Below are 18722 nucleotides of genomic sequence, written 5' to 3' on the forward strand. Positions count from 1 at the left end.
TGCATCAACCGGCTCAAACGCCACCGCGCCGTGGCCACCCGATACGACAAACTCGCCGTCCGCTACGAAGCCACCGTGACCATCGCCGCCATCAACGAATGGCTCTAACTTATGAAACAGACCCTAGACGTGGATGGACGGGCAGTTCCGGTCGATCGCCGCGCTCGACCCGGCTTCGGGGGCGATCGAGCACGCCGAGCAGCGGACCGGCGACCGGAACTACCTGCTGGTCGGCTCGGACACCCGCCTGGGCGCGAGCCCCTCGGACGGGTGAGCAGCACCGCGGACCAGCCGGGGGCGCGCTCCGACTCGATGACGATCGCGCACGTCCCCGCCGACCGCAGCCGCGCCGTGGTCATCTCGCTGCCGCGCGACCTGCGGGTCGACCTGCCCTCGTGCCGGCGCCGGGACCCGCGGGCGGGCAGCTGCACCGGCGAGCGGCTCGAGCCGCGGGAGCAGAAGGTGCAGGAGTTGTTCGACGCGCTCCGCCAGGACGTGCCGCTCGATCCGGGGACGGGGAACCGGTCGCGCCGCCCTCGGGGACCCCGCAGCACCTCGCTACGGACGGTGATCAACCACACCCGCTCGGGTAACTACCGTTCGAATCATGTGGATCCGGGACGACCGGTTTGGGACACTTCACGAGCAGGGACCGTTCACTCGCGGTTCACTGCGGTGCACCCGTCCGATTCCACGGCACAGTAAGCTGGACATATGCGTGAGGCCTACCAGGAACAACTCGACAAGCTCGCCGACGAACTCGCCACCATGTCGGGCATGGTCGGCACCGCGATGGAACGCGCCACGAGAGCGCTCCTGGAGACGGATCTCAGCCTGGCCGAGCAGGTCATCGAGGACGACGCGAAGGTCGACGAGGCCCGGGCCCGCGCCGAGGAGCACGCCTTCGGGCTGCTCGCCCTCCAGGCACCGGTGGCCAGCGACCTGCGCACCGTGATCTCCACGATCCACGTCGCGGAGGACCTGGAACGCATGGGGGATCTCGCGCTCCACGTGGCCAAGGCCGCGCGCCGCCGCCACCCGAACGAGGTGCTTCCGGAGGACGTGCGCCCGTACTTCTCCGACATGGGGCGCATCGCGGTGAAGCTCGCCGAACGCGTGAACAGCGTGCTGCAGACCCGGGACGTGGACGCCGCCCAGGGCATGGAAACCGATGACGACGAGATGGACGATCTCCACCGGCACCTGTTCACCATGATGATGGGCTCCGAGTGGTCGCACGGCGTCGCCACCGCGGTGGACGTGACGCTGCTGGGGCGCTTCTACGAGCGCTTCGCCGACCACGCCGTGTCCGTGGCGCGGCGCGTCGTGTTCATCGTCACCGGGAAGATGCCCACGGGCTGATCACCTCCGACCGGGCTCGCCGGTCAGAGCTCGCCGGGCTCCTCGGCCGCGGCGCGGCCTCCCGACCGGCGAGCCCGGCGGTGCCCACCGGGGCGGTTCGCGTTGAGCGACCGCGCGGACCGGTGACCGCCTGCACGGCCGCTCCGCGCGGTCCGCGAGGCCGGTCGAGCCGCGGGCTCGGCGATAATACTCAGTCACATCGCTCGCACCCGGGTTCGAACTGTGCGATCCTGCCGTCCCGTGAGCACCCGCCAAGCAGCCACCCGGTGCGGAGGATCGTCACGTGGGTAGCAGTCCGACCGTCCAGCGCCGCCGCCTCGGCAACGAGCTGCGACGCCTCCGGGAAGCGGCGGGCCGCACCCACCGGGAAGTCGCAGGCCAGCTGGACTGCTCGCAGGGCAAGATCAGCCAGATCGAGCTCGGCCGCGTGCCCGTGCGCACCTCCGACGTGCGCCTCATGGCCGAGTTCTACGGCGTGGCGGGCGAGCAGCTGGACGCGCTCACCGAGCTCGCCCAGGGCTCGAAGGAGCGCGGCTGGTGGCAGGACTACCCCAGCACCGCGCTGCGGCCGGGGATGCAGACCTACCTCGGCCTCGAGACGGCGGCCAGCGCGGTGAGCTGCTTCGGCAGCGCCCCGCTGCCGGAGCTGCTGCGCACCACCGAGTACAGCCGCGCGCTGCTGGCCGCCGACCGGGAACGGCTCGACGAGCAGGCCGTCGCCGAACGCCTGGAGGTCGCGGCGAAGCGGCAGCAGCGGCTCGTCGGCGAGAACCCCCTCGAGCTGTGGGCGGTGCTCGACGAGTCGGCGCTGCACCGCACCATCGGCGGCGGCTCGGTGATGCGCCAGCAGCTGGAGCACCTCGTGCTGCTCGGCTACCGCCGGAACGTGACGATCCAGGTGCTGCCGTTCCGCGCGGGAGCGCACCCGCTGCTGGCCGACCGGATCTCGGTGTTCTCCTTCCCCGACCCGGACGACGCGCAGGTGGTGCACCTCGGCGACTCGGTCAACGCACGGTTCCTGGACCAGGGAACCGGGGAGTACCTGCGCGCGTTCGAGCGGGTGTGCGCAGCGGCGCTGTCGCCGAAGGACTCCAGCTCCCACATCTCCGCACTCGCCGACCGGATGTAGGCACCGGGCCGGGCGGACCGGGCCGGTGGGGCGGCCCGGTCCGCCCGGCGGTGCTGCCGGCGCCCTGCGGGTGCGGTCAGCCGAAGCGGCCGGAGATGTAGTCCTCGGTGGCCTTCTGCGAGGGGTTCGAGAAGATCGTGCCGGTCTCGTCCATCTCCACGAGCTGGCCCGGCTCGCCCACGGCGGGCAGGTTGAAGAACGCGGTCTGGTCGCTGACGCGCGCCGCCTGCTGCATGTTGTGCGTGACGATGACGATCGTGTAGTCCTGCTTCAGCCGCGCGATCAGGTCCTCGATCGCCAGCGTGGAGATCGGGTCGAGCGCGGAGCACGGCTCGTCCATGAGCAGCACGTCGGGCTGCACGGCGATCGCCCGCGCGATGCACAGCCGCTGCTGCTGCCCGCCGGAGAGGCTCCCGCCCGGCTTGTTCAGCCTGTCCTTGACCTCCTCCCACAGGTTCGCGCCGCGCAGCGCGCGCTCGGCGATCTCGTCGAGCTTGCGCTTGTTCTTGTCGCCGACGAGCTTCAGCCCGGCGACCACGTTGTCCCGGATGGACATGGTGGGGAACGGGTTCGCCCGCTGGAACACCATGCCGATCGTGCGGCGCACCTGCACCGGGTCGATGCTCGGGCCGTAGATGTCCTCGCCGTCGAGCTCCACCTTGCCCTCGACGCGCCCGGCGGGCACCACTTCGTGCATCCGGTTGAGCGCACGCAGCACGGTCGACTTGCCGCACCCCGAGGGGCCGATGAAGGCGGTGACGCTGTGCGCCGGGACCTGGAGGGTCACGTCCTGCACCGCGTGGAACTTCCCGTAGTGCAGGTTCAGGTCTTTGATGTCGATACGTTTGGCCATGGCTGTAGAACCGTCCTATTTGGTGCGCACCGCGAGCAGCTTCGACAGCAGCGTCGCGACGAGGTTGATCAGCATGATGACCAGCACCAGGGTCAGCGCAGCACCCCACATCCGGGAGTCGCCGGCGGCGGTGGCGGTGGTGCGTTCCATGTAGATGGTCAGCGGCAGCGAGGCCATCTCCCCGCTGAACAGGTTGAAGTTGATCGCCCTGGAGTAGCCGACGAGGATGAGCAGCGGCGCGGTCTCGCCCAGCACGCGCGCCAGGCCGAGCATCACGCCGGTGAGGATCCCGGACATCGCGGTCGGCAGCACGATCCGCAGGATCGTCTTCCACTTGGGCACGCCGAGCGCGTAGGCGGCCTCGCGCAGCTCGTCGGGGACGATGCGCAGCATGCTCTCGGTGGTGCGCACGACGAGGGGGAGCATCAGCAGCATCAGCGACATCGCCACGGCGATGCCGCTGCGCTCGAAGCCCAGCGTCGTGATCCACAGCGCGTAGATGAACAGGCCGGCCACGATGGACGGCAGTCCGCTGAGCACGTCCACCATGAACGTGGTGGCCCGGGCCAGCCGCGCGTTGCCCCCGTACTCGACGAGGTAGACCGCCACCATGATCCCCAGCGGGATGGTGACGACCGCGGTCACCGCGCCCTGCAGGAGCGTGCCCATCAGGGCGTGGTAGATGCCGCCGCCGAAGTCGGTGGGCAGCAGCCCGTTGAAGGAGTGGTTCCACCAGGTGGGGCTGAGCATCGGCTGCAGCCCGCGCTCCAGCAGGGTGTACAGCACCCACAGCAGCGGGACGACGGCGACGGCGAAGGCCGCGACGAACACCGCCGTGGCCGTGTGGTTCTTCAGCTTCCGCGCCACGCTGATCCGCTGGAACGCCGGCGGCGCGGCGGGCTGTTCGACGTCCGCGGTGTCGGTCCTCATTCGTTCCCCCCTGAGTTGCCGCCCTCGATCCAGCGGGCGAGCGCGTTGACCACGAACGTGATCACGAACAGCACCAGTCCTGCCGAGATGTAGGCGCCGACCTGGAGGTCGTTGAGGAACTCGGCCGATCCGAGCGCGATCTTCGAGGCGAAGGTGGCACCGCCGTCGAAGACGCTGTAGCCCGGCGGTTCGAACGTGAAGCTGAGGATGATGGTCAGGGCGACGGTTTCACCGAGCGCGCGGCCGAGGCCGAGCATCGAACCGCCGATGAAGCCGTTCTTGCCGAACGGCCACACCGTGGTGCGCACGACTTCCCACTTGGTGGCGCCCAGCGCCAGCGCCCCCTCGATCTGCTGCGAGGGGGTGCGCTGGAACACCTCGCGGGTCACGCCGGTGATGATCGGAAGGATCATCACCGCGAGCACGATTCCGGCGGTGAACACGTTCTTGCCGCTGCCCGCGGGGATGTTGCCGTCGGCGAAGATCGGGATCCAGCCGAGGTTGTTGTTCAACCACGCGGCCGCGGGGCTGATCACCGGTGCGAGCACCATGACGCCCCACAGCCCGTAGATCACCGAGGGCACCGCGGCCAGCAGGTCCACGATGTACGCGAACGGGCGCGCCAGGCTGCGCGGGGCGTACATCGTCAGGAACAGGGCGATGCAGAAGGCCAGCGGCATCGCGATCACCAGGGCGAGCAGCGAGCTCGCCACGGTGACCCACAGCAGGTCGATGATGCCGAAGCGCAGGTTGCTCGGGTCCGAGGTGTCCCACTCCCGGCTGAACAGGAAGTTGACCTCGTTCGCCTGCAGCGACGGGATCGCCCGGATGAGCAGGAAGAGCGCGATCGCGGCGATGAGGGCCACCACGAACGCACCGGAAGTGCGTGCCAGCGCGGAGAAGATGCGGTCGCCGGGCTTGACGACCGCTCTGTCCGCGGATGCGCCAGGAGAGGGAATGGGGTCCTCCGGTCCGGAACTGCGCGCCGAGGCGCCCCCGGCGCCGGAATCCGGCGGCTGGGGGCGCCTCTCGGCTGTCGTCGAGTCGGTCACTGCTGTCGCGAGCCTCTCATCTCGTGCGTTCGACGCTGTGTCCACCCTGGACTCGGTACGTCCGCGGCGTCAGGCGTTGATCGAGTTGATCGAGTCCATGACCTTCTTCTTGAACTGCTCCGGCAGCGCGACGTAACCGGCGTCCCTGAGCTGCTGCGGGTCGGAGTTCGCCCCCACCGTCAGCGCGGCCTTGACCGCCTTGGCCGTCTGCGGGTCGTAGCCCTTCGAGCAGACGATCTCGTAGGTGGTCAGCGTCAGCGGGTACACGCCCGGATCGGAGTTGCCGTAGAGGGACTCGAGGTTGACCCGCAGGTCCTTGCCCTGGCCCTCCAGCTCGGCCTCGTCGATGGCCTTGCCGACCGTCTCCGGGGTGAGCTCGACCGGCCCGGCGCCGCTGTCGATCTTGGCGATGTCCAGTCCGAGGTTCTTCGGGTAGGACCACTCGGAGTAGGTCAGCGCGCCCTTCGTGCTCTTCACGGCCTGGGTGACCTGGTCGCTGCCGTCGCGGCCCTGGCCGACGCCCGGTCCGGGGCGGAACTGCTTGTCGGTGGCCTGCCACGCACCGCCGGTCGCCGTCTTGAGGTACTTCTGGAAGTTCTGCGAGGTGCCCGACTCGTCCGAGCGGAAGAAGGGCTTGATCTTCAGGTCCGGAAGCTGCGCGTTCGGGTTGAGCTGCTTGATCGCCGGGTCGTTCCAGTTGGTGATCTCGCCCTGGTAGATCTTGGCGATGACGTCGGCGTTGAGGGTCAGGTCCTGCACGCCGGGAACGTTGTAGGTGACCGCGACCGGCCCGAAGACCATCGGGATGTTCAGCGGCTGGTTGCCGTTGCAGCGCTGGGCGGCCTGCTGGGACTCCTCGGGGGTCAGCGGCGAGTCGGAGCCGCCGAAGTCGACCTGCCCGCCGATGAAGGCGGAGATCCCCTTGCCGGACCCGGAACTGGTGTAGTTGAGCTGCTCGCCCTCGCACTTGGCGCTGTAGTCGCGGGCGACGATGTCCATGGCGTTCTTCTGCGCCGAGGAACCCTCCGCCGAAACGGTCTGCTCACCGCACTCGACCTGGATGTTCTGCAGGGCCGGGTTCGTTCCCCCCTGCGAGGTGTTCTGGTCGGTGCCGCAGGATGAGAGGGCCAGGGCGCCGGCGGCGGCGAATGCGAACGCCGGGACGAACCGCTTGGTCTTCACGTATTTCCTCCACTCGGACACTTCGGCAGCGCGCCGCGTGCACGACTTCGACGCATCTTCCGGGTGCGGTCACCGGAAGAATAGGCAGCCGGAGTAGCGCCTTCCCGCCATCCAGGTGAACGATGAGTGAACAGGCACGCTCAGTAAGCAGCGCCACACCACCACCGGGCCACCCGAACCACCCAGTTCCGATTTTCCTGCCCAAAACGGGTCCGTCTACGCACGTACCGTAGGTGCCCGATCGGCACCGGAGCCCCACCCGACGCGGTCGCCGCCCGTCAGCGCCCGAACTGCACGTCCGTGTCCCAGCGCTCGAAGCCGAGCCGCTCGTACACCCGCACGGCAGCGGCGTTGTCCCCCTCGACGTACAGCATGACCTGCCGGCACCCGGTGTCGCGCAGGTGGCGCAACCCGGCGATGGTCAGCGCCTTGCCCAGACCGCTGCCCTGCCCCTGCGGGTCGACGCCGAGCACGTAGACCTCACCGGTGCCGTCCGGGTGCACCTTCGTCCAGTGGAATCCGAGCAACGTGCCCGCGGAGTCCTCGGCGAGCAGGAGGCCGGCCGGGTCGAACCAGGACTCCTGCTGCTTGGCGCGCAGCTCCTCGGCGTCCATCCCACCCTGCTCAGGGTGCCAGCGGAACGCGCGGTGGTTCACCCGCAGCAGCTCGGACTCGTCCGAACCGATGCGGAACCCGCGCACGGTCACCCCCGCCGGCAGCGGCACCTCGGGCAGCGCGCCGTCGTCGAGGTCCCGGCCCATCCGCCACAGCTCGCGCACGCGGCTGAAGCCGTAGTGCTCGGCGAGTCGCAGCGCACCCGGGAGCTGGCCGTGCGACCACACCCGCAGCCGACCGGAGTCGCCCTCCGACTCCTCCGGCTCGACGAGCAGCTCCGCCCGGCTCAGCAGCGCCTCGACCAGGCGCGTCCCCACCCCGGCACGCCGGTGCCGGGGATGCGTCGCGAGCTCCGCGACCAGCTCGCCCGCGTCGGACTCGTGCTCGGTGTCCAGGTGGGCGTACCCCGCGAGCACCCCGTCCTGGTGCACCAGGAAGTGCTCCGACCGCACGTCGCCCTGCACCGGTTCCACCTGGCTGGTCACGTCCCGGTGCGCCTTCAGCCGCAGCAGGACGTGCTCCCCGGCGGGGGCGACGCCGTCGTGCTCCTCGGTCTCCTCGAGCAACCGCATGACCGCGGTCGCCTCGTTGCTGTCCAGTCCATTCCGCCACGTCAGCTGCACGCCTCTGACAGTACCCAGAGCCGTCCGACCGCGGCGCGGACCCGCGGCGGCCCGTGCGCGTGTCGGGTGGCGCGGCCGGGATTCCCGTTTCGGCCGGTATTCCTGTTTCGCCAGGATTCCTGTTTCACCGGGATTCCCGTTTCGCCGGACCCCGCGCCGCTACCGGGTGCCGGCCGCCCGCGACCCGGTGCCCTCGTCGAGCACCCCGGCGGGCGCGGCCGCCTGCCGGTCCGGCAGCTCCGCGGCGGGGGCGCGCTCCGGCGACGCGGCCGCACCGGCCTCCTCGGCGCCGATGACCCCGTCCGCGCGCCTGCCGCGCTCAGTCCCCCTGCCGCGCTGCGGGGTGACGAACTTGTAGCCGACGCTGCGGACCGTGCCGATCATGCTGTCGTGCTCGGGGCCGAGCTTCGCGCGCAGGCGCCGCACGTGCACGTCGACCGTGCGGGTGCCGCCGAAGAAGTCGTAGCCCCACACCTCCTGCAGCAGCTGCGCCCGGCTGAACACCCGCCCGGGGTGCTGCGCGAAGAACTTCAGCAGCTCGAACTCCTTGTAGGTGAGCTCCAGCGCACGACCCTTCAGCCGGGCGGTGTAGGTGGCCTCCTCGATGACGAGGTCGCCGACCGCGAGCGCGTCGTCCTCGCGGGCGGCCGTCTCGCGGCGCGCGGCGAGCAGCCGCAGCCGGGCGTCGACCTCCGCCGGGCCGGCCGCCGGCAGCAGGATGTCGTCGACGCCCCACTCGCCGTTCACGGCGACGAGACCGCCCTCGGAGACGACGGCGAGCACCGGGGCGCTGCCGGCCGACAGCAGGCGGCACAGCTCGCGGGCCCCGGCCATGTCCTTGCGCGCGTCGACGACGACCACGTCGTGCGCTCCCGGCGAGAGCACGGCCTGCGGGTCCGGCGGGGACACCCGCGACCGGTGCGGGAGCAGGCCCAGGCCGGGCAGCACGTCGGCCGCGCTCGCTTCGCGGGTGAGACACAACAATTCCGGGCTCATGGGAACCTCCCTGCCGCGGGCTGGACGGCCGCCACCTGGACCAGCGGCCTCGGTCCCGGCCCCGTTGCCGGCGGGTTGCTCGAAGAATAGCGGACGCGGCCCGGGCGGACCCACGTCTCGCAGCAGGAGTCACAGTTGCGGGCTCCGCGGTGAACACCGGGATTGCGCGAGCGCACCCGCTGCGATGTGGAGCACGCCCCGGTGCGGGGGCCGCGACCAGCGGATTCTCCCCGGGTGAAGAGCCTCACCGCCCCGCCGGGGACCGGTCGGGGCCGGTGCCACCGCGGCAGGTCCTACAGTGGGACGACCCGAGCGCGGCCGCCCTGACCAGGGAGGGGACATTCCCCGCTTTCGGCTCGGAGCGGGTGCGGCTGCACCCCCGACCGCGTTCGCACAGCCCGACCCGACGGAACGGACCGATACGCGTGAAGAAGCTCGCGATCTCCCTCGTGGTACTGCTCGCGGTGCTCGTGGCCGCCGACTTCGGCGCCGCGGCCTTCGCCGAGCGCAAGGTCTCGCAGCAGCTGCGCGGCCAGCTGGAGCTGCAGCACAACCCGGAGGTGCGCATCCACGGGTTCCCGTTCCTCGCGCAGGTCGTCGCCGGGGACTACCGCAACGTCGAGGTCTCCGCGGAGGGCGTGCGGGCCGAGCCGCTGCAGCAGCTGGGCATCTCCGCCAACCTGCACCACGCGCGGGTGGACACGCGGAAGCTGGTCAACGGCAACGCCGAGCAGCTGACCGTCGACGACGTGGACGGGCGGGTGCGCCTGCTGGCCGGCGACGTCGGCCGGCTGATCGACGTCCCGGACCTGGCGATCAACCCGGTCTCCGACGACAAGCTCGCCGAAGCCAGCGGGAAGAACGGCGACCGGGGCGAGTCCGCCCAGGGCGAATCCGACCAGGACGTGACAGGTGTCCGCCTGGACGGCACGATCGACATCGCGGGCCAGAAGACGCAGGTGCACGTGATCGCCGCGCTCTCGCTGGAGAACGGCAAGATCCGCGTCGAACCCCGTGACCTGGGCCTGAAGAACGACGTCGTGCCGGACCTGCAGCTGCCGGGCGTGTTCAAGAACCTGCTGCGGCAGCAGTTCACCACCACCATCGACCCGGGACGCCAGATGCCGTTCGACGTCACCCCGACCGGGCTGCGGGTCGAGCACGGCGCCCTGGTGATGGAGGGCAAGGCCCGGGACGTGACCGTCGACATGCAGGGCAGCGCCGCGGGGTGAGCAGGTGGCCACGTGGGTCCTCGCGGTCGGCGCGCTGCTGGCCGCACTGGTGATCACGGGTGCCTGCGGGTTGACGTGGCGGCTGCGCAGCGGTCGCGTGCGGCCCGCCCGCACCCGCTCGAACGGGGAGGAGACCTTGCTGGAGGCGCTGCCCGCCGATCTGCGGCGCGTGCTGACCGAACGCTCCGACGCCGACGCCCCGGTGACGCTGCTGCAGCTGTCCACCGCGTTCTGCGCGCCGTGCCGGCACGCGCGCGTGCTGCTGGAGCGGTTCGCCGGCAGCACCCGGGGCGTGCGGCACGTGGAGGTCGACCTGACCCACCACCCGGACTGGGCGACACCGCTGCGGGTGCACACCACGCCGATGACGCTCGTGCTCGACGGCGCCGGGGCGGAGCTGTTCCGCGTTCCGGGAGTTCCCCGGCGCGCCGATCTGGCCGAGGCGCTGCGCCCGCACCTGCCGTGAGCGGCGCCGCCGTGCGCTGCTCCACCGCGGTCCGCTCCCCGACGGCGCGCCCACCGGCGGGCGCGCCGTCCCACCAGGTGAACAACCTTCCGAGCGATCGACTCGGTCGGTAGTCTGCGAACCATGCGAGTACTGCTGACCCGCCGACGCGCGGTGGACCACTGCCGCACGGCCAGCAGTCTGTGTCGCGGATCGGCGGAACGCCCGTCCGGGGCGCGCCGTCCGCGTTCGCTCCGCGCCGCGGCGCCCGCGGTCGTTCCTCGCGGTGGCGGACGCTGAACCCGGTGCAGCCGATGCGCGGCCCGACCGGGTGCCCGGTTCTCCGGCGCGGCCCCCGGTTGCCCGGTGCAGCCCGATCACCCGGTGCAGCCCGATCGCCCGGCGCAGCTCTGTTCTGACAGGCCGAACTCCGGTTGCCGCCCAGGAGGCCCCATGCCCGCTCCGTCCCAGGAGATGCTCGATCCCCGAGGTGTGCGGTTCAGCGCAGGGGTCACGAGCGCGATCCTGGCGTTCGGGCTGGTGACCACGAGCTGGCGCGTCCTCGCCGCGCAGACGGTGCTGTTCGCGATGTGCGCGGTCATCGGGCTGCGGGCGAACCCGTGGGGGCAGGTCTACCGCTCAGCGGTGCGGCCGCGCCTGGGGGACCTGGACGGCGACGAGCGGGAAGCGCCGGGGCCGGTCCGGTTCGCCCAGGGGGTCGGGTTCGCGTTCGCCCTGGCGGCCACGGCCGGGTACGCGGCGGGGTGGGTCGCCTTCGGCGTGGTCGCGAACGTGTTCGCGCTCATCGCCGCACTGCTCAACGCGGTCTTCGGCTACTGCCTCGGCTGCCACGCGTACCTGCTGTCGCGCAGGTTCCTGCCGATCAGAAACGTTCCCTGAGCAGAAACGTTCCCTGACAACACTCACCGATCCGAACGAAAGAGGAGTCACCCGATGAGCCGTGCAGAGGTCCTGGTCTCCGCGGACTGGGCCGAACAGAACCTGAACACGCCCGGTGTCGTGTTCGCCGAGGTCGACGAGGACACCACCGCCTACGACGGCGGCCACATCCCGGGCGCCGTCAAGCTGGACTGGAAGAACGAGCTCCAGGACCACGTGCGGCGCGACTTCGTCAACCGCGAGGACTTCAGCAAGCTGCTGTCGGCCAAGGGCATCGGCAACGACGACACGGTCGTCCTCTACGGCGGCAACAACAACTGGTTCGCCGCCTACGCGTACTGGTACTTCAAGCTCTACGGCCACGACGAGGTCAAGCTGCTCGACGGCGGCCGCAAGAAGTGGGAGCTGGACGGCCGCCAGCTGACCAAGGAGGAGCCGGACCGCGCGGCCACGAACTACCAGGCCGAGGACCCGGACACCTCCATCCGCGCGTTCCGCGACGAGGTCGTCGACGCGATCGGCGACAAGAACCTGGTGGACGTGCGCTCGCCCGACGAGTTCGCCGGCAAGCTCGTCGCGCCGGCCCACCTGCCGCAGGAGTCGGCCCAGCGCGCCGGCCACATCCCCTCGGCCATCAACGTGCCGTGGAGCAAGGCGGCCAACGAGGACGGCACCTTCAAGTCCGACGAGGAGCTGCAGAAGCTCTACACCGAGGCCGGCCTGGACACCTCGAAGGACACGATCGCCTACTGCCGCATCGGCGAGCGGTCCTCGCACACGTGGTTCGTGCTGCACGAGCTGCTGGGCCTGAGCAACGTGAAGAACTACGACGGTTCGTGGACCGAGTACGGCTCGCTCGTCGGCGTGCCGGTCGAGAACCCCAGCGAGCAGGGAGCCTGAACATGAGTGGATGCGGAGCACCGCAGCAGGGCGGCGCGCAGGTCGTCGACACCGACCAGGTCGTGCTGGCCGGGAAGGTCCGTTCCGGCGAGGAGGTCGTCAGCGGCGCGTTCGTCCGGCTGCTCGACTCCTCCGGCGAGTTCACCGCCGAGGTCGTCTCCTCCGCCGACGGCGACTTCCGCTTCTACGCCGCGCCGGGGCGGTGGACGGTGCGCGCGCTGCACCGCAGCGGCAGCGGTGAGGCCGAGCTCTCGGCCGAGGCCGCCGGGGAGCACCAGGTGGACATCGCGGTCGCCTGAGGCAGTCCGATCAGCGCCCGCTCGGTGCACGCGACCCGACCGCGGCCGGGCGTGATCTGACCCACCGGCCTGATCCACCGGCCTGATCGCAGTCGGCGGGGCCGCCGGGTTCGGTGAACCCGGCGGCCCCGCCGCATGTCCGAGGTGGCTGCCGCGGGGGATCATGTCTGACGCCACACCCCACGGCGGCGCTCCGGTGGTTATCCTCTGCCCGTGACCCTCTTGGACTTCCTCCACTACGGACTCGTGACGCTCGTCGGCATCGCCGCGGTGGCGACGCTGTGGTTCGCGTACTACGTGCTGTACCGGCTGCACCAGGACTGAGCGAACCGCGCGCAGCGGGCCCGCCTCGCCGGGGCGGCCCCGGTGCCCGGGGCGCGCGCCGCCCGGTACTCTCGTGCCGATGAGTGAGACGCCTGACCAGCCGGAACGCGTCGACGGGAACGAGGCCGTCCGCGCCGCAGCCGAACGCGCCGAGCAGACGCGGCAGCGCAACCTGCCGCAGTTCGACGACCTCCCCGGCGTCGGGGAGACGGCCAACCTGCGGATGGGCCCCTCGCTGAACGACGCGTGCCTGTCGCTGCTGCCGCTGGTGGGCGTGTGGCGCGGCGAAGGTGAGGCGAACCACCCTTCGCTGGAGTCGTCCTACCGCTTCTACCAGCAGATCACGATCGCCCACGACGGTCGTCCGTTCCTCACCTACGAGTCGGTCGCCTGGCGGTTGGACCGCCCGGGCGGCGAGGTCGGCGAGCCGGACCTGCGCGAGTTCGGCTTCCTCCGCCCGCAGCAGGACGAGACGATCGAGTTCATGCTGATGCAGTCCACCGGCGTGTCCGAGCTGTTCTTCGGCAAGCCGCGCAGCCAGACCTCGTGGGAGTTCGGCACGGACGCGGTGCTGCGCAGCCCCACCGGTGAGGACGCGAACGCGTCGAGCCGCCTGTACGGCATCGTCGAGGGCGCGCTGGCCTACGTCGAGGAGCGCTCGACCTCGCAGCACGAGCTGCAACCGCGCCTGTCGGCGAAGCTGGACCGCGTCGTCGGCTGAGCGACCGGCGCCGGACTCACGCCCCGGTGCGCCGGCTCCGCTCGCCGGGGCCGGTGCCCCGGGCGGATTCGTCCGCGGACTGCTCCGCCTGCTCCGTCGGTTCCGCCCGCTCGGCCGGTTCGGACGTCCCGTCCGGTCCGCCGGCGGTGCCCTCCTGCCCGCCGGGCGCGTCGCCGTCCGGCCCCGGTCCGCGGTCGGCGGCGGGGCCGCGGAGCTGATCGCTCCACAGCAGCACGGCCAGCAGCACCGCGAGGACGATGGCGATCGCACCCGCGACGAGCGGCTCGTTGCCGGGGAAATCGGGGAACCCGAACGCCTCCGGTCCTGCCGTGACGACCCACCAGCCGCCGGGGGCCTGCTCCACGGTCGCGAGCTCCGCGGCCCTGCCCCGCAGGTGGTGGAGCACGTCGCCGCCGCGCGTACCGAGCACGCGCTGCACGCCGAGCGGAGCCGCCCACAGCAGCGCCACCACGCCGCCCGTGGCCAGCAGCGGGGACCACCGGGAGCGCCGCGGCACGAGCAGCGCGGCGAGCACGCCGACCAGCGCCAGCGCGCACAGCCCGCCGACGTTCAGCGCGCGGTCCCACGGCACGCTCAGCGCGGCGGTGTCGCCGGTGATCACGCACCTGCCGGAGGCGTAGTTCCCGTGCAGGTCGGGGTTGCCGAAGGCCGCGTCGCAGCCGGTCCACACCCGGCCGACCTGGTAGAGCCAGATCGCGGTGAGCCAGCCGAGCGCGACGAGCGCGAACCCGCCGGTGATCCACTGCCGCTGCGGACGCCGCCGCGTCACCATCCCCACCTCCCGTGTCCGCGCGGCCCGCGGCCGCGTCAGCGCCACCCGAGCTCCCGGGGCGCGTGGTCGCGTCACCCGTAGTTGGATTCGTACAGCCGCGTGATCGCGGCGTGCAGGTCGGGGTCGGCCTTCACCCGCGTGCCGTCGACCGTGTGCACCTGGGTGATCCGGCGGACGCTGGAGGCCAGCCACACGCCGTCCGCGGTGCCCAGGTCCTCGACGCCGAACTGCTCCACGCGCGTGGTCCAGCCCGCGCTCTCGGCCGCGCGGAACAGCGCGCCCTGCGTCGTGCCGCGCAGGATGCCCGTGCTGGGCGGTGGTGTGCGCAGGGTGCCGCCGTGCGCGAGCACCACGTTCGACGTGGGGCCCTCCAGCACGGAACCGTCGGTGGCGGTGAAGATGACCTCGTCGGCACCGCGGGCCTCGGCCTCGCGCAGCGCGGCCATGTTCACCGCGTACGACAGCGTCTTCGCCGACAGCAGCAGCCACGGGGCGCGCTGCATGAGGTCCGGCGAGTGCCCGCGCTCCAGGGTCACCGCGGACACGCCCTCGCGGCGCTTGCGCTCGGTGTCGGCGGTCACCTCGCTCGCCATCGCGTAGGCGGTGGGGGTGCCGTCGCCGCCGTCGACGCCGCGGCCGCAGATGAGCTTCAGCGCCACCTCCGGGTGCTGCTGCCACGGCCACGCGTCCACGACCGCGTCGACGGCCCGCTGCCACGCCGCGCGGTCGGGCGAGGGCATGTCGAGCATCCGCGCGGAGCGTTCCATGCGCTCCAGGTGCGGCTGGAGCTCGCGGGCCGCGCCGTCGACCACGAGGACCGTCTCGAAGACGCCGTCGCCGCGGGTCGCGGCGAGGTCGTCCGCGCGCAGCAACGGGGTCTCCGGGTCGACGAGGCTGCCGTCCAGCAGGGCAACGAGGCGCATGCGTGCAGCCTAGTACCGCTGCTGGCGCAGCAGCGGCACTCCCCGCAGGTGCTTCCGCGTGTCGGGGCCCGCGACGTGTCGGAGGGAATCGGCGGAAACGTCCCCTGCCGCCGGGATCACCCGTTAGAGTCGATCTCCGCGGAACCGGGAAAGGGGGTCGGCATGACCGGAGGCGGCGGCTTCGAGGGTTCGAAGCAAGCCCTCGGGGAGGTCAGCAAGCAAACCACGTGGATCAACGAGCAGGTGGGCGCGGACAAGCTGCGGTTGGATCCGGAGGCTGCCGAGAAGGCAGCCAAGCGGTGCCGGGACGAGGCGGACGCGCTGCGGGATCTCGCGGCCGACGCGCAGATCATCGAGCGCGTCGAGGGGCTCGGCAACTACCCCGACGGGAAGGCCCTGGCAGAGAGGTTCCGGCAGAAGGCCAACGATCCGGAGGCGGGGGCCTTCGCCCTCATCGAGCAGATGCGTGAAGAGCTGGAAAAGATGGCGCAGGCCTTCGAGGGCGCGGCGAAGGACTACCGTACGACCGACGAGCAGGCCGCCGAGGACTTTGAGCGAGGGTTGCGACAGTGACGAAGTTTGCCCGTTCCGTGCTGGCCGTATCCGCGAGCGCCCTGCTACTGGGCGTATCGGCGTGTGCCACCCCCGCCGGTGGCGGCGGTTCGGAGGCCCCGGAGACGTCAGAGACCCAGCAGAGCAAGGCGCTGGAGAACTTCGACCCCTGCACCTTCTTCAAACCCGATGAGCTCACCTCTTGGAGCCTTCCCGCTCAAGGAGAAGACTCAACCCAAGTCTCCTGGGAACCGACATGTCGCTGGAGCGGAGACAGCAAGACACTCGACCTCAGCAAGAACGTCGAGGAGACGGTCGACTCCTACGAGCAGAACAGCTCGTGGGCCACGTACGAGAAGCAGCCCATCGGCGGCCGCTCCGGCGCGGTCGCTGTTACGAGCGGCGCTTCCGGCGGAGGCGGCTGCAACGTCCTCGTCGACGCCGGCGGCGGCGTCGTGATCTACCAGATCACCTCGGACGTCGACGACGCGTGCTCGGAGCTGAAACCCATCGCCGAAGCCACCGCCGGCCGCCTGCCGCAGTGACCGGGACCTGGTCCGGTGCGCGCTGCCCCCGTGACGTACCGGGCCATTCGCACCAGTTCGCCCGCGCCAGCCCCCATCCCCTGCGGGCTGGCGCGACATCACCGCGCGAGGGACTCCAGGAACGCGCGCCACTGGGACCTGTTGAGCACCAGCGTTCCGCCGCGCGGGTCCTTGCTGTCGCGCACCCCCACCGCATCCGGGCGCATCGCCACCTCGACGCAGGCATTCGCTGCGGTGCTGCGGCTCGAGGTGAACCACGAAGTTGGAGTGAACCGGTCCGCGTGTTCTGACACGCCCTCATGTTAAGCGCCGCAGGGCGCCCTCGATGAGGGAGCGACTCTCGTCCGCACCGAGCGCGAAGGTCAGCACTTCGTCGAAGGTGGCGCTGTACTGGTGCACGCGCGGCTGGTCATCGACCAGGTCGAGTCCGACGCCGTGCTCATGCCACGCCAGCCGCGGAAGGTCGGGGTTCGGGAACGCGAGGATGTGGAACGTCGAGTGCGACAGCGCCCCGTGGCTGTCGGCTGTGAACGGGACGATCCGCACCTGCACGGTGTCCTGGAACAGTTCGGTGATCTTCAGCAGGTGCTGCAACTGCTCGGCGAGAACGGCCTTTCCGCCCACCTGTTGGTGCAGCGTTGCCTCGGACATGACGATCGTCGCGCTCAGTGGTTCGGGGCCGCTGAGCAGCTCTTGGCGCTTCTTCCGCACTTCCAGACGCTGCTCGACTTCAGCCCGACGGACGTTCGCAGGATCCCCGTGGAAGATGGCGCGAGCATAGGCCTCGGTCTGCAGCAGGCCCGAGATGAGCCCGCCTCCGTAGGTGTTCACGTGCGAAGCGCTCTGCTCGTAGCCGAGGAAGCGCACGAAATCGGCTGAGAGGATCCCGTTGTAGCGCTGCCACCATCCACGTTGGTCGAACGCTGCACGGAGCTCGATCAGCCCGTCGCGCTCGCCGGCGTCCATCTCGTACGCCCAGGCCAGCAAGCGGATCTTGTCCTCCGAGATCCGGCGACGTCCGTGCTCGAAGTTGCTGACGTAGTTCTGGCTGATGCCGATGGCCAGCGCGGCTTCGGTGGTCGTGAGGCTCGCGGCTTCACGTGCCTTGCGCAGTCGTACGCCGATCTGCCAGGCGGCCAGCTCCGGCGAAACGGTCGGCATCGCAAGCCCTTCTGCACGTTGATGCGTCGTGTCGCCAGGTGTAGCACACCACCCGATCAAGCGATATTTACAGAAACATTTCTATAGTAGATTCTGATCTTGATGGCGGCGAGGGCGGCCCCGCTCCCCGATTCCGCACCGCGGCCTCGCCGTCATCCCCGGTCAGAACCACGATCCGCGGTGGGTGGGTGCCGCCGCGCTGGAGGTGAGCCGATGCGCGTCCCGCGACTGGACCGGCAGGGCCCGGTCGTCTACTGGCGTCCCTGGCAGGGCCTGCGGCACGCCCTCGACCCGTCCGAACCGCCGCAACCCGGCCAGCAGCGCACCGGCCTGTGCGGCGCCCCGGTGGAGGTGCGCGACGCCGGTGCCACCGAATGGCTCGCCCCGACCTGCCCCGCCTGCTGGGACCGCGCCCGGCAGCGCCGGGACGCCCGTGCGGCCGGTGGCGGGGCGCAGCGCTCCGCCCGCGCGGGGGCCTCCGGGCAGCGGGGAGGCGCGCGATGAGCCCCCTCTGCCCGGATCTCGCGCTGCTGCTGCTCACGGCGGGCGTGAGCGCGGTGTTCTTCCTCGTCGTCGTGCTCGTGCCGATGCGCTGCGAACCCGACGTCGCCGAGCGCCCGGCGCGGCCGCGCCCGCCGGTGTTCGACCCGGCCGAGATGGAACGACGGCTCCGCGCGGAGCAGGCCCACCGGCAAACCGTCTGCGCGCGCTACCTCGCCCAGCGGCGCGACCGCATCCTCGCCGCCGAACCCCGTCCGTACGTCGGCAAGCACCGCCGCGCCGAGGACGAGCGCCCGGCACCGGTGGACATCACGCCGCACCGGCCGCCCGTCGACGTGCGCTTCGCGCACCGGGGATTCATCCACGGGGACTCCGCGCACCGGACTCCCGCGCTGCGGTGAGGCCGGTCGCCGCCCGCCCCGTCCCGTCCTGCCCCGTCCCGGGCGCAAGTCCCCCGCGCCCGGGCCCGACGCGCCCGGGCGCGTCGGGTCACCACCACCGGCACGCCCGCGACCACCGAGAACGCCTGCCACCCCCACCCGCGACGCGCTCGCGCCTCCCCCGCCCCAGGTAGGATCGAGGCAGGTGAAGCCGGCGAGCGCAGGAGCAGCAGGAGCAGGCAGTGCGGGATTCACAACCGGCCGCGGAGCACCCGGCGGGCGATCAGGGCGCGCTCCGGAACAC

General features: G+C 71.2%; 23 protein-coding genes and 1 pseudogene. 14 read left to right on the forward strand and 10 right to left on the reverse strand.

Annotation, left to right across the window (positions count from 1 at the left end; all coding sequences use genetic code 11):
• The 4 genes and pseudogenes from ACYVJE_RS20405 to ACYVJE_RS20420 all read left to right on the forward strand — a co-directional run.
• Positions 1–108: pseudogene (locus ACYVJE_RS20405) on the forward strand (IS5 family transposase); the annotation flags it as partial.
• A gap of 25 nt (positions 109–133) precedes the next feature.
• Positions 134–274, forward strand: a complete 141-nt coding sequence (locus tag ACYVJE_RS20410; protein WP_461145721.1) for a hypothetical protein — start codon at positions 134–136, stop codon at positions 272–274.
• A gap of 440 nt (positions 275–714) precedes the next feature.
• On the forward strand, positions 715–1362 hold the full coding sequence (gene phoU, locus ACYVJE_RS20415) for a phosphate signaling complex protein PhoU (protein ID WP_461145722.1): 648 nt from the start codon (positions 715–717) through the stop codon (positions 1360–1362).
• A 283-nt stretch (positions 1363–1645) separates the two neighbouring features.
• Positions 1646–2491, forward strand: a complete 846-nt coding sequence (locus ACYVJE_RS20420; RefSeq protein WP_459157591.1) for a helix-turn-helix domain-containing protein — start codon at positions 1646–1648, stop codon at positions 2489–2491.
• Positions 2492–2567: 76 nt separating this feature from the next.
• On the opposite strand, the gene pstB is transcribed toward ACYVJE_RS20420, so the two are convergent.
• The 6 genes from pstB to ACYVJE_RS20450 all read right to left on the reverse strand — a co-directional run bounded on the left by pstB (position 2568) and on the right by ACYVJE_RS20450 (position 8742).
• Complete coding sequence (pstB, locus tag ACYVJE_RS20425) at positions 2568–3344, reverse strand: phosphate ABC transporter ATP-binding protein PstB (RefSeq protein WP_459157592.1); 777 nt, start codon at positions 3342–3344, stop codon at positions 2568–2570.
• A 15-nt stretch (positions 3345–3359) separates the two neighbouring features.
• Positions 3360–4274, reverse strand: coding sequence for a phosphate ABC transporter permease PstA (gene pstA, locus ACYVJE_RS20430; protein ID WP_459157593.1), 915 nt, complete (start codon positions 4272–4274; stop codon positions 3360–3362).
• Complete coding sequence (gene pstC, locus ACYVJE_RS20435; RefSeq protein ID WP_459160103.1) at positions 4271–5233, reverse strand: phosphate ABC transporter permease subunit PstC; 963 nt, start codon at positions 5231–5233, stop codon at positions 4271–4273. The genes pstA and pstC overlap by 4 nt, the downstream gene beginning before the upstream one ends.
• A gap of 162 nt (positions 5234–5395) precedes the next feature.
• Positions 5396–6508: a phosphate ABC transporter substrate-binding protein PstS gene (pstS, locus tag ACYVJE_RS20440; protein WP_461145723.1), complete on the reverse strand. Its 1113-nt coding sequence runs from the start codon at positions 6506–6508 to the stop codon at positions 5396–5398.
• 278 nt (positions 6509–6786) lie between these two features.
• Positions 6787–7746: a mycothiol synthase gene (gene mshD, locus ACYVJE_RS20445; RefSeq protein ID WP_461145724.1), complete on the reverse strand. Its 960-nt coding sequence runs from the start codon at positions 7744–7746 to the stop codon at positions 6787–6789.
• A 159-nt stretch (positions 7747–7905) separates the two neighbouring features.
• Positions 7906–8742 (reverse strand): winged helix-turn-helix transcriptional regulator, encoded by an 837-nt coding sequence (locus ACYVJE_RS20450; protein ID WP_461145725.1) that lies wholly within the window; start codon positions 8740–8742, stop codon positions 7906–7908.
• A gap of 425 nt (positions 8743–9167) precedes the next feature.
• Here ACYVJE_RS20450 and ACYVJE_RS20455 point away from each other — a divergent pair, with 425 nt between their 5' ends.
• The 6 genes from ACYVJE_RS20455 (at position 9168) to ACYVJE_RS20480 (ending at position 13563) form a co-directional block, all read left to right on the forward strand.
• Complete coding sequence (locus ACYVJE_RS20455) at positions 9168–9974, forward strand: LmeA family phospholipid-binding protein (protein ID WP_461145726.1); 807 nt, start codon at positions 9168–9170, stop codon at positions 9972–9974.
• 4 nt (positions 9975–9978) lie between these two features.
• Positions 9979–10440 carry a TlpA family protein disulfide reductase gene (locus ACYVJE_RS20460; protein ID WP_461145727.1) on the forward strand — a complete coding sequence of 154 codons (462 nt, stop codon included), beginning with the start codon at positions 9979–9981 and terminating at the stop codon, positions 10438–10440.
• A gap of 432 nt (positions 10441–10872) precedes the next feature.
• Positions 10873–11319 (forward strand): DUF4395 domain-containing protein, encoded by a 447-nt coding sequence (locus ACYVJE_RS20465; protein WP_461145728.1) that lies wholly within the window; start codon positions 10873–10875, stop codon positions 11317–11319.
• A gap of 54 nt (positions 11320–11373) precedes the next feature.
• Positions 11374–12219, forward strand: coding sequence for a sulfurtransferase (locus ACYVJE_RS20470; protein WP_461145729.1), 846 nt, complete (start codon positions 11374–11376; stop codon positions 12217–12219).
• Between the two features lie 2 nt (positions 12220–12221).
• A complete protein-coding gene (locus ACYVJE_RS20475) occupies positions 12222–12518 on the forward strand; it encodes a DUF1416 domain-containing protein (protein ID WP_461145730.1) in 297 nt (98 codons plus the stop codon).
• A gap of 403 nt (positions 12519–12921) precedes the next feature.
• Entirely contained in the window at positions 12922–13563 is a 642-nt protein-coding gene (locus ACYVJE_RS20480; protein WP_459157602.1) for a heme-binding beta-barrel domain-containing protein, read from the forward strand.
• A gap of 16 nt (positions 13564–13579) precedes the next feature.
• Here ACYVJE_RS20480 and ACYVJE_RS20485 read toward each other — a convergent pair whose 3' ends face one another.
• Positions 13580–14353, reverse strand: coding sequence for a hypothetical protein (locus tag ACYVJE_RS20485; RefSeq protein ID WP_461145731.1), 774 nt, complete (start codon positions 14351–14353; stop codon positions 13580–13582).
• 74 nt (positions 14354–14427) lie between these two features.
• Positions 14428–15279, reverse strand: coding sequence for an aminodeoxychorismate lyase (locus ACYVJE_RS20490; RefSeq protein WP_461145732.1), 852 nt, complete (start codon positions 15277–15279; stop codon positions 14428–14430).
• Between the two features lie 162 nt (positions 15280–15441).
• Between ACYVJE_RS20490 and ACYVJE_RS20495 the strand changes: the two genes are divergently transcribed.
• Positions 15442–15852 (forward strand): hypothetical protein, encoded by a 411-nt coding sequence (locus ACYVJE_RS20495; protein WP_461145733.1) that lies wholly within the window; start codon positions 15442–15444, stop codon positions 15850–15852.
• Positions 15849–16376, forward strand: a complete 528-nt coding sequence (locus tag ACYVJE_RS20500) for a DUF3558 family protein (protein ID WP_461145734.1) — start codon at positions 15849–15851, stop codon at positions 16374–16376. Before ACYVJE_RS20495 ends, ACYVJE_RS20500 begins: the two co-directional genes overlap by 4 nt.
• Positions 16377–16474: 98 nt before the next feature.
• On the opposite strand, the gene ACYVJE_RS20505 is transcribed toward ACYVJE_RS20500, so the two are convergent.
• Together ACYVJE_RS20505 and ACYVJE_RS20510 are read right to left on the reverse strand one after the other, a co-directional pair.
• Positions 16475–16669, reverse strand: coding sequence for a DUF397 domain-containing protein (locus ACYVJE_RS20505; RefSeq protein ID WP_461145735.1), 195 nt, complete (start codon positions 16667–16669; stop codon positions 16475–16477).
• A 4-nt stretch (positions 16670–16673) separates the two neighbouring features.
• Positions 16674–17537: a helix-turn-helix domain-containing protein gene (locus ACYVJE_RS20510; protein WP_461145736.1), complete on the reverse strand. Its 864-nt coding sequence runs from the start codon at positions 17535–17537 to the stop codon at positions 16674–16676.
• Between the two features lie 213 nt (positions 17538–17750).
• Between ACYVJE_RS20510 and ACYVJE_RS20515 the strand changes: the two genes are divergently transcribed.
• Together ACYVJE_RS20515 and ACYVJE_RS20520 are read left to right on the forward strand one after the other, a co-directional pair.
• On the forward strand, positions 17751–18041 hold the full coding sequence (locus ACYVJE_RS20515; RefSeq protein WP_461145737.1) for a zinc finger protein: 291 nt from the start codon (positions 17751–17753) through the stop codon (positions 18039–18041).
• Entirely contained in the window at positions 18038–18439 is a 402-nt protein-coding gene (locus tag ACYVJE_RS20520; protein ID WP_461145738.1) for a hypothetical protein, read from the forward strand. Before ACYVJE_RS20515 ends, ACYVJE_RS20520 begins: the two co-directional genes overlap by 4 nt.
• Positions 18440–18722: the final 283 nt, after the last annotated feature.

The sequence above is a fragment of the Salinifilum aidingensis genome, from assembly GCF_054782015.1.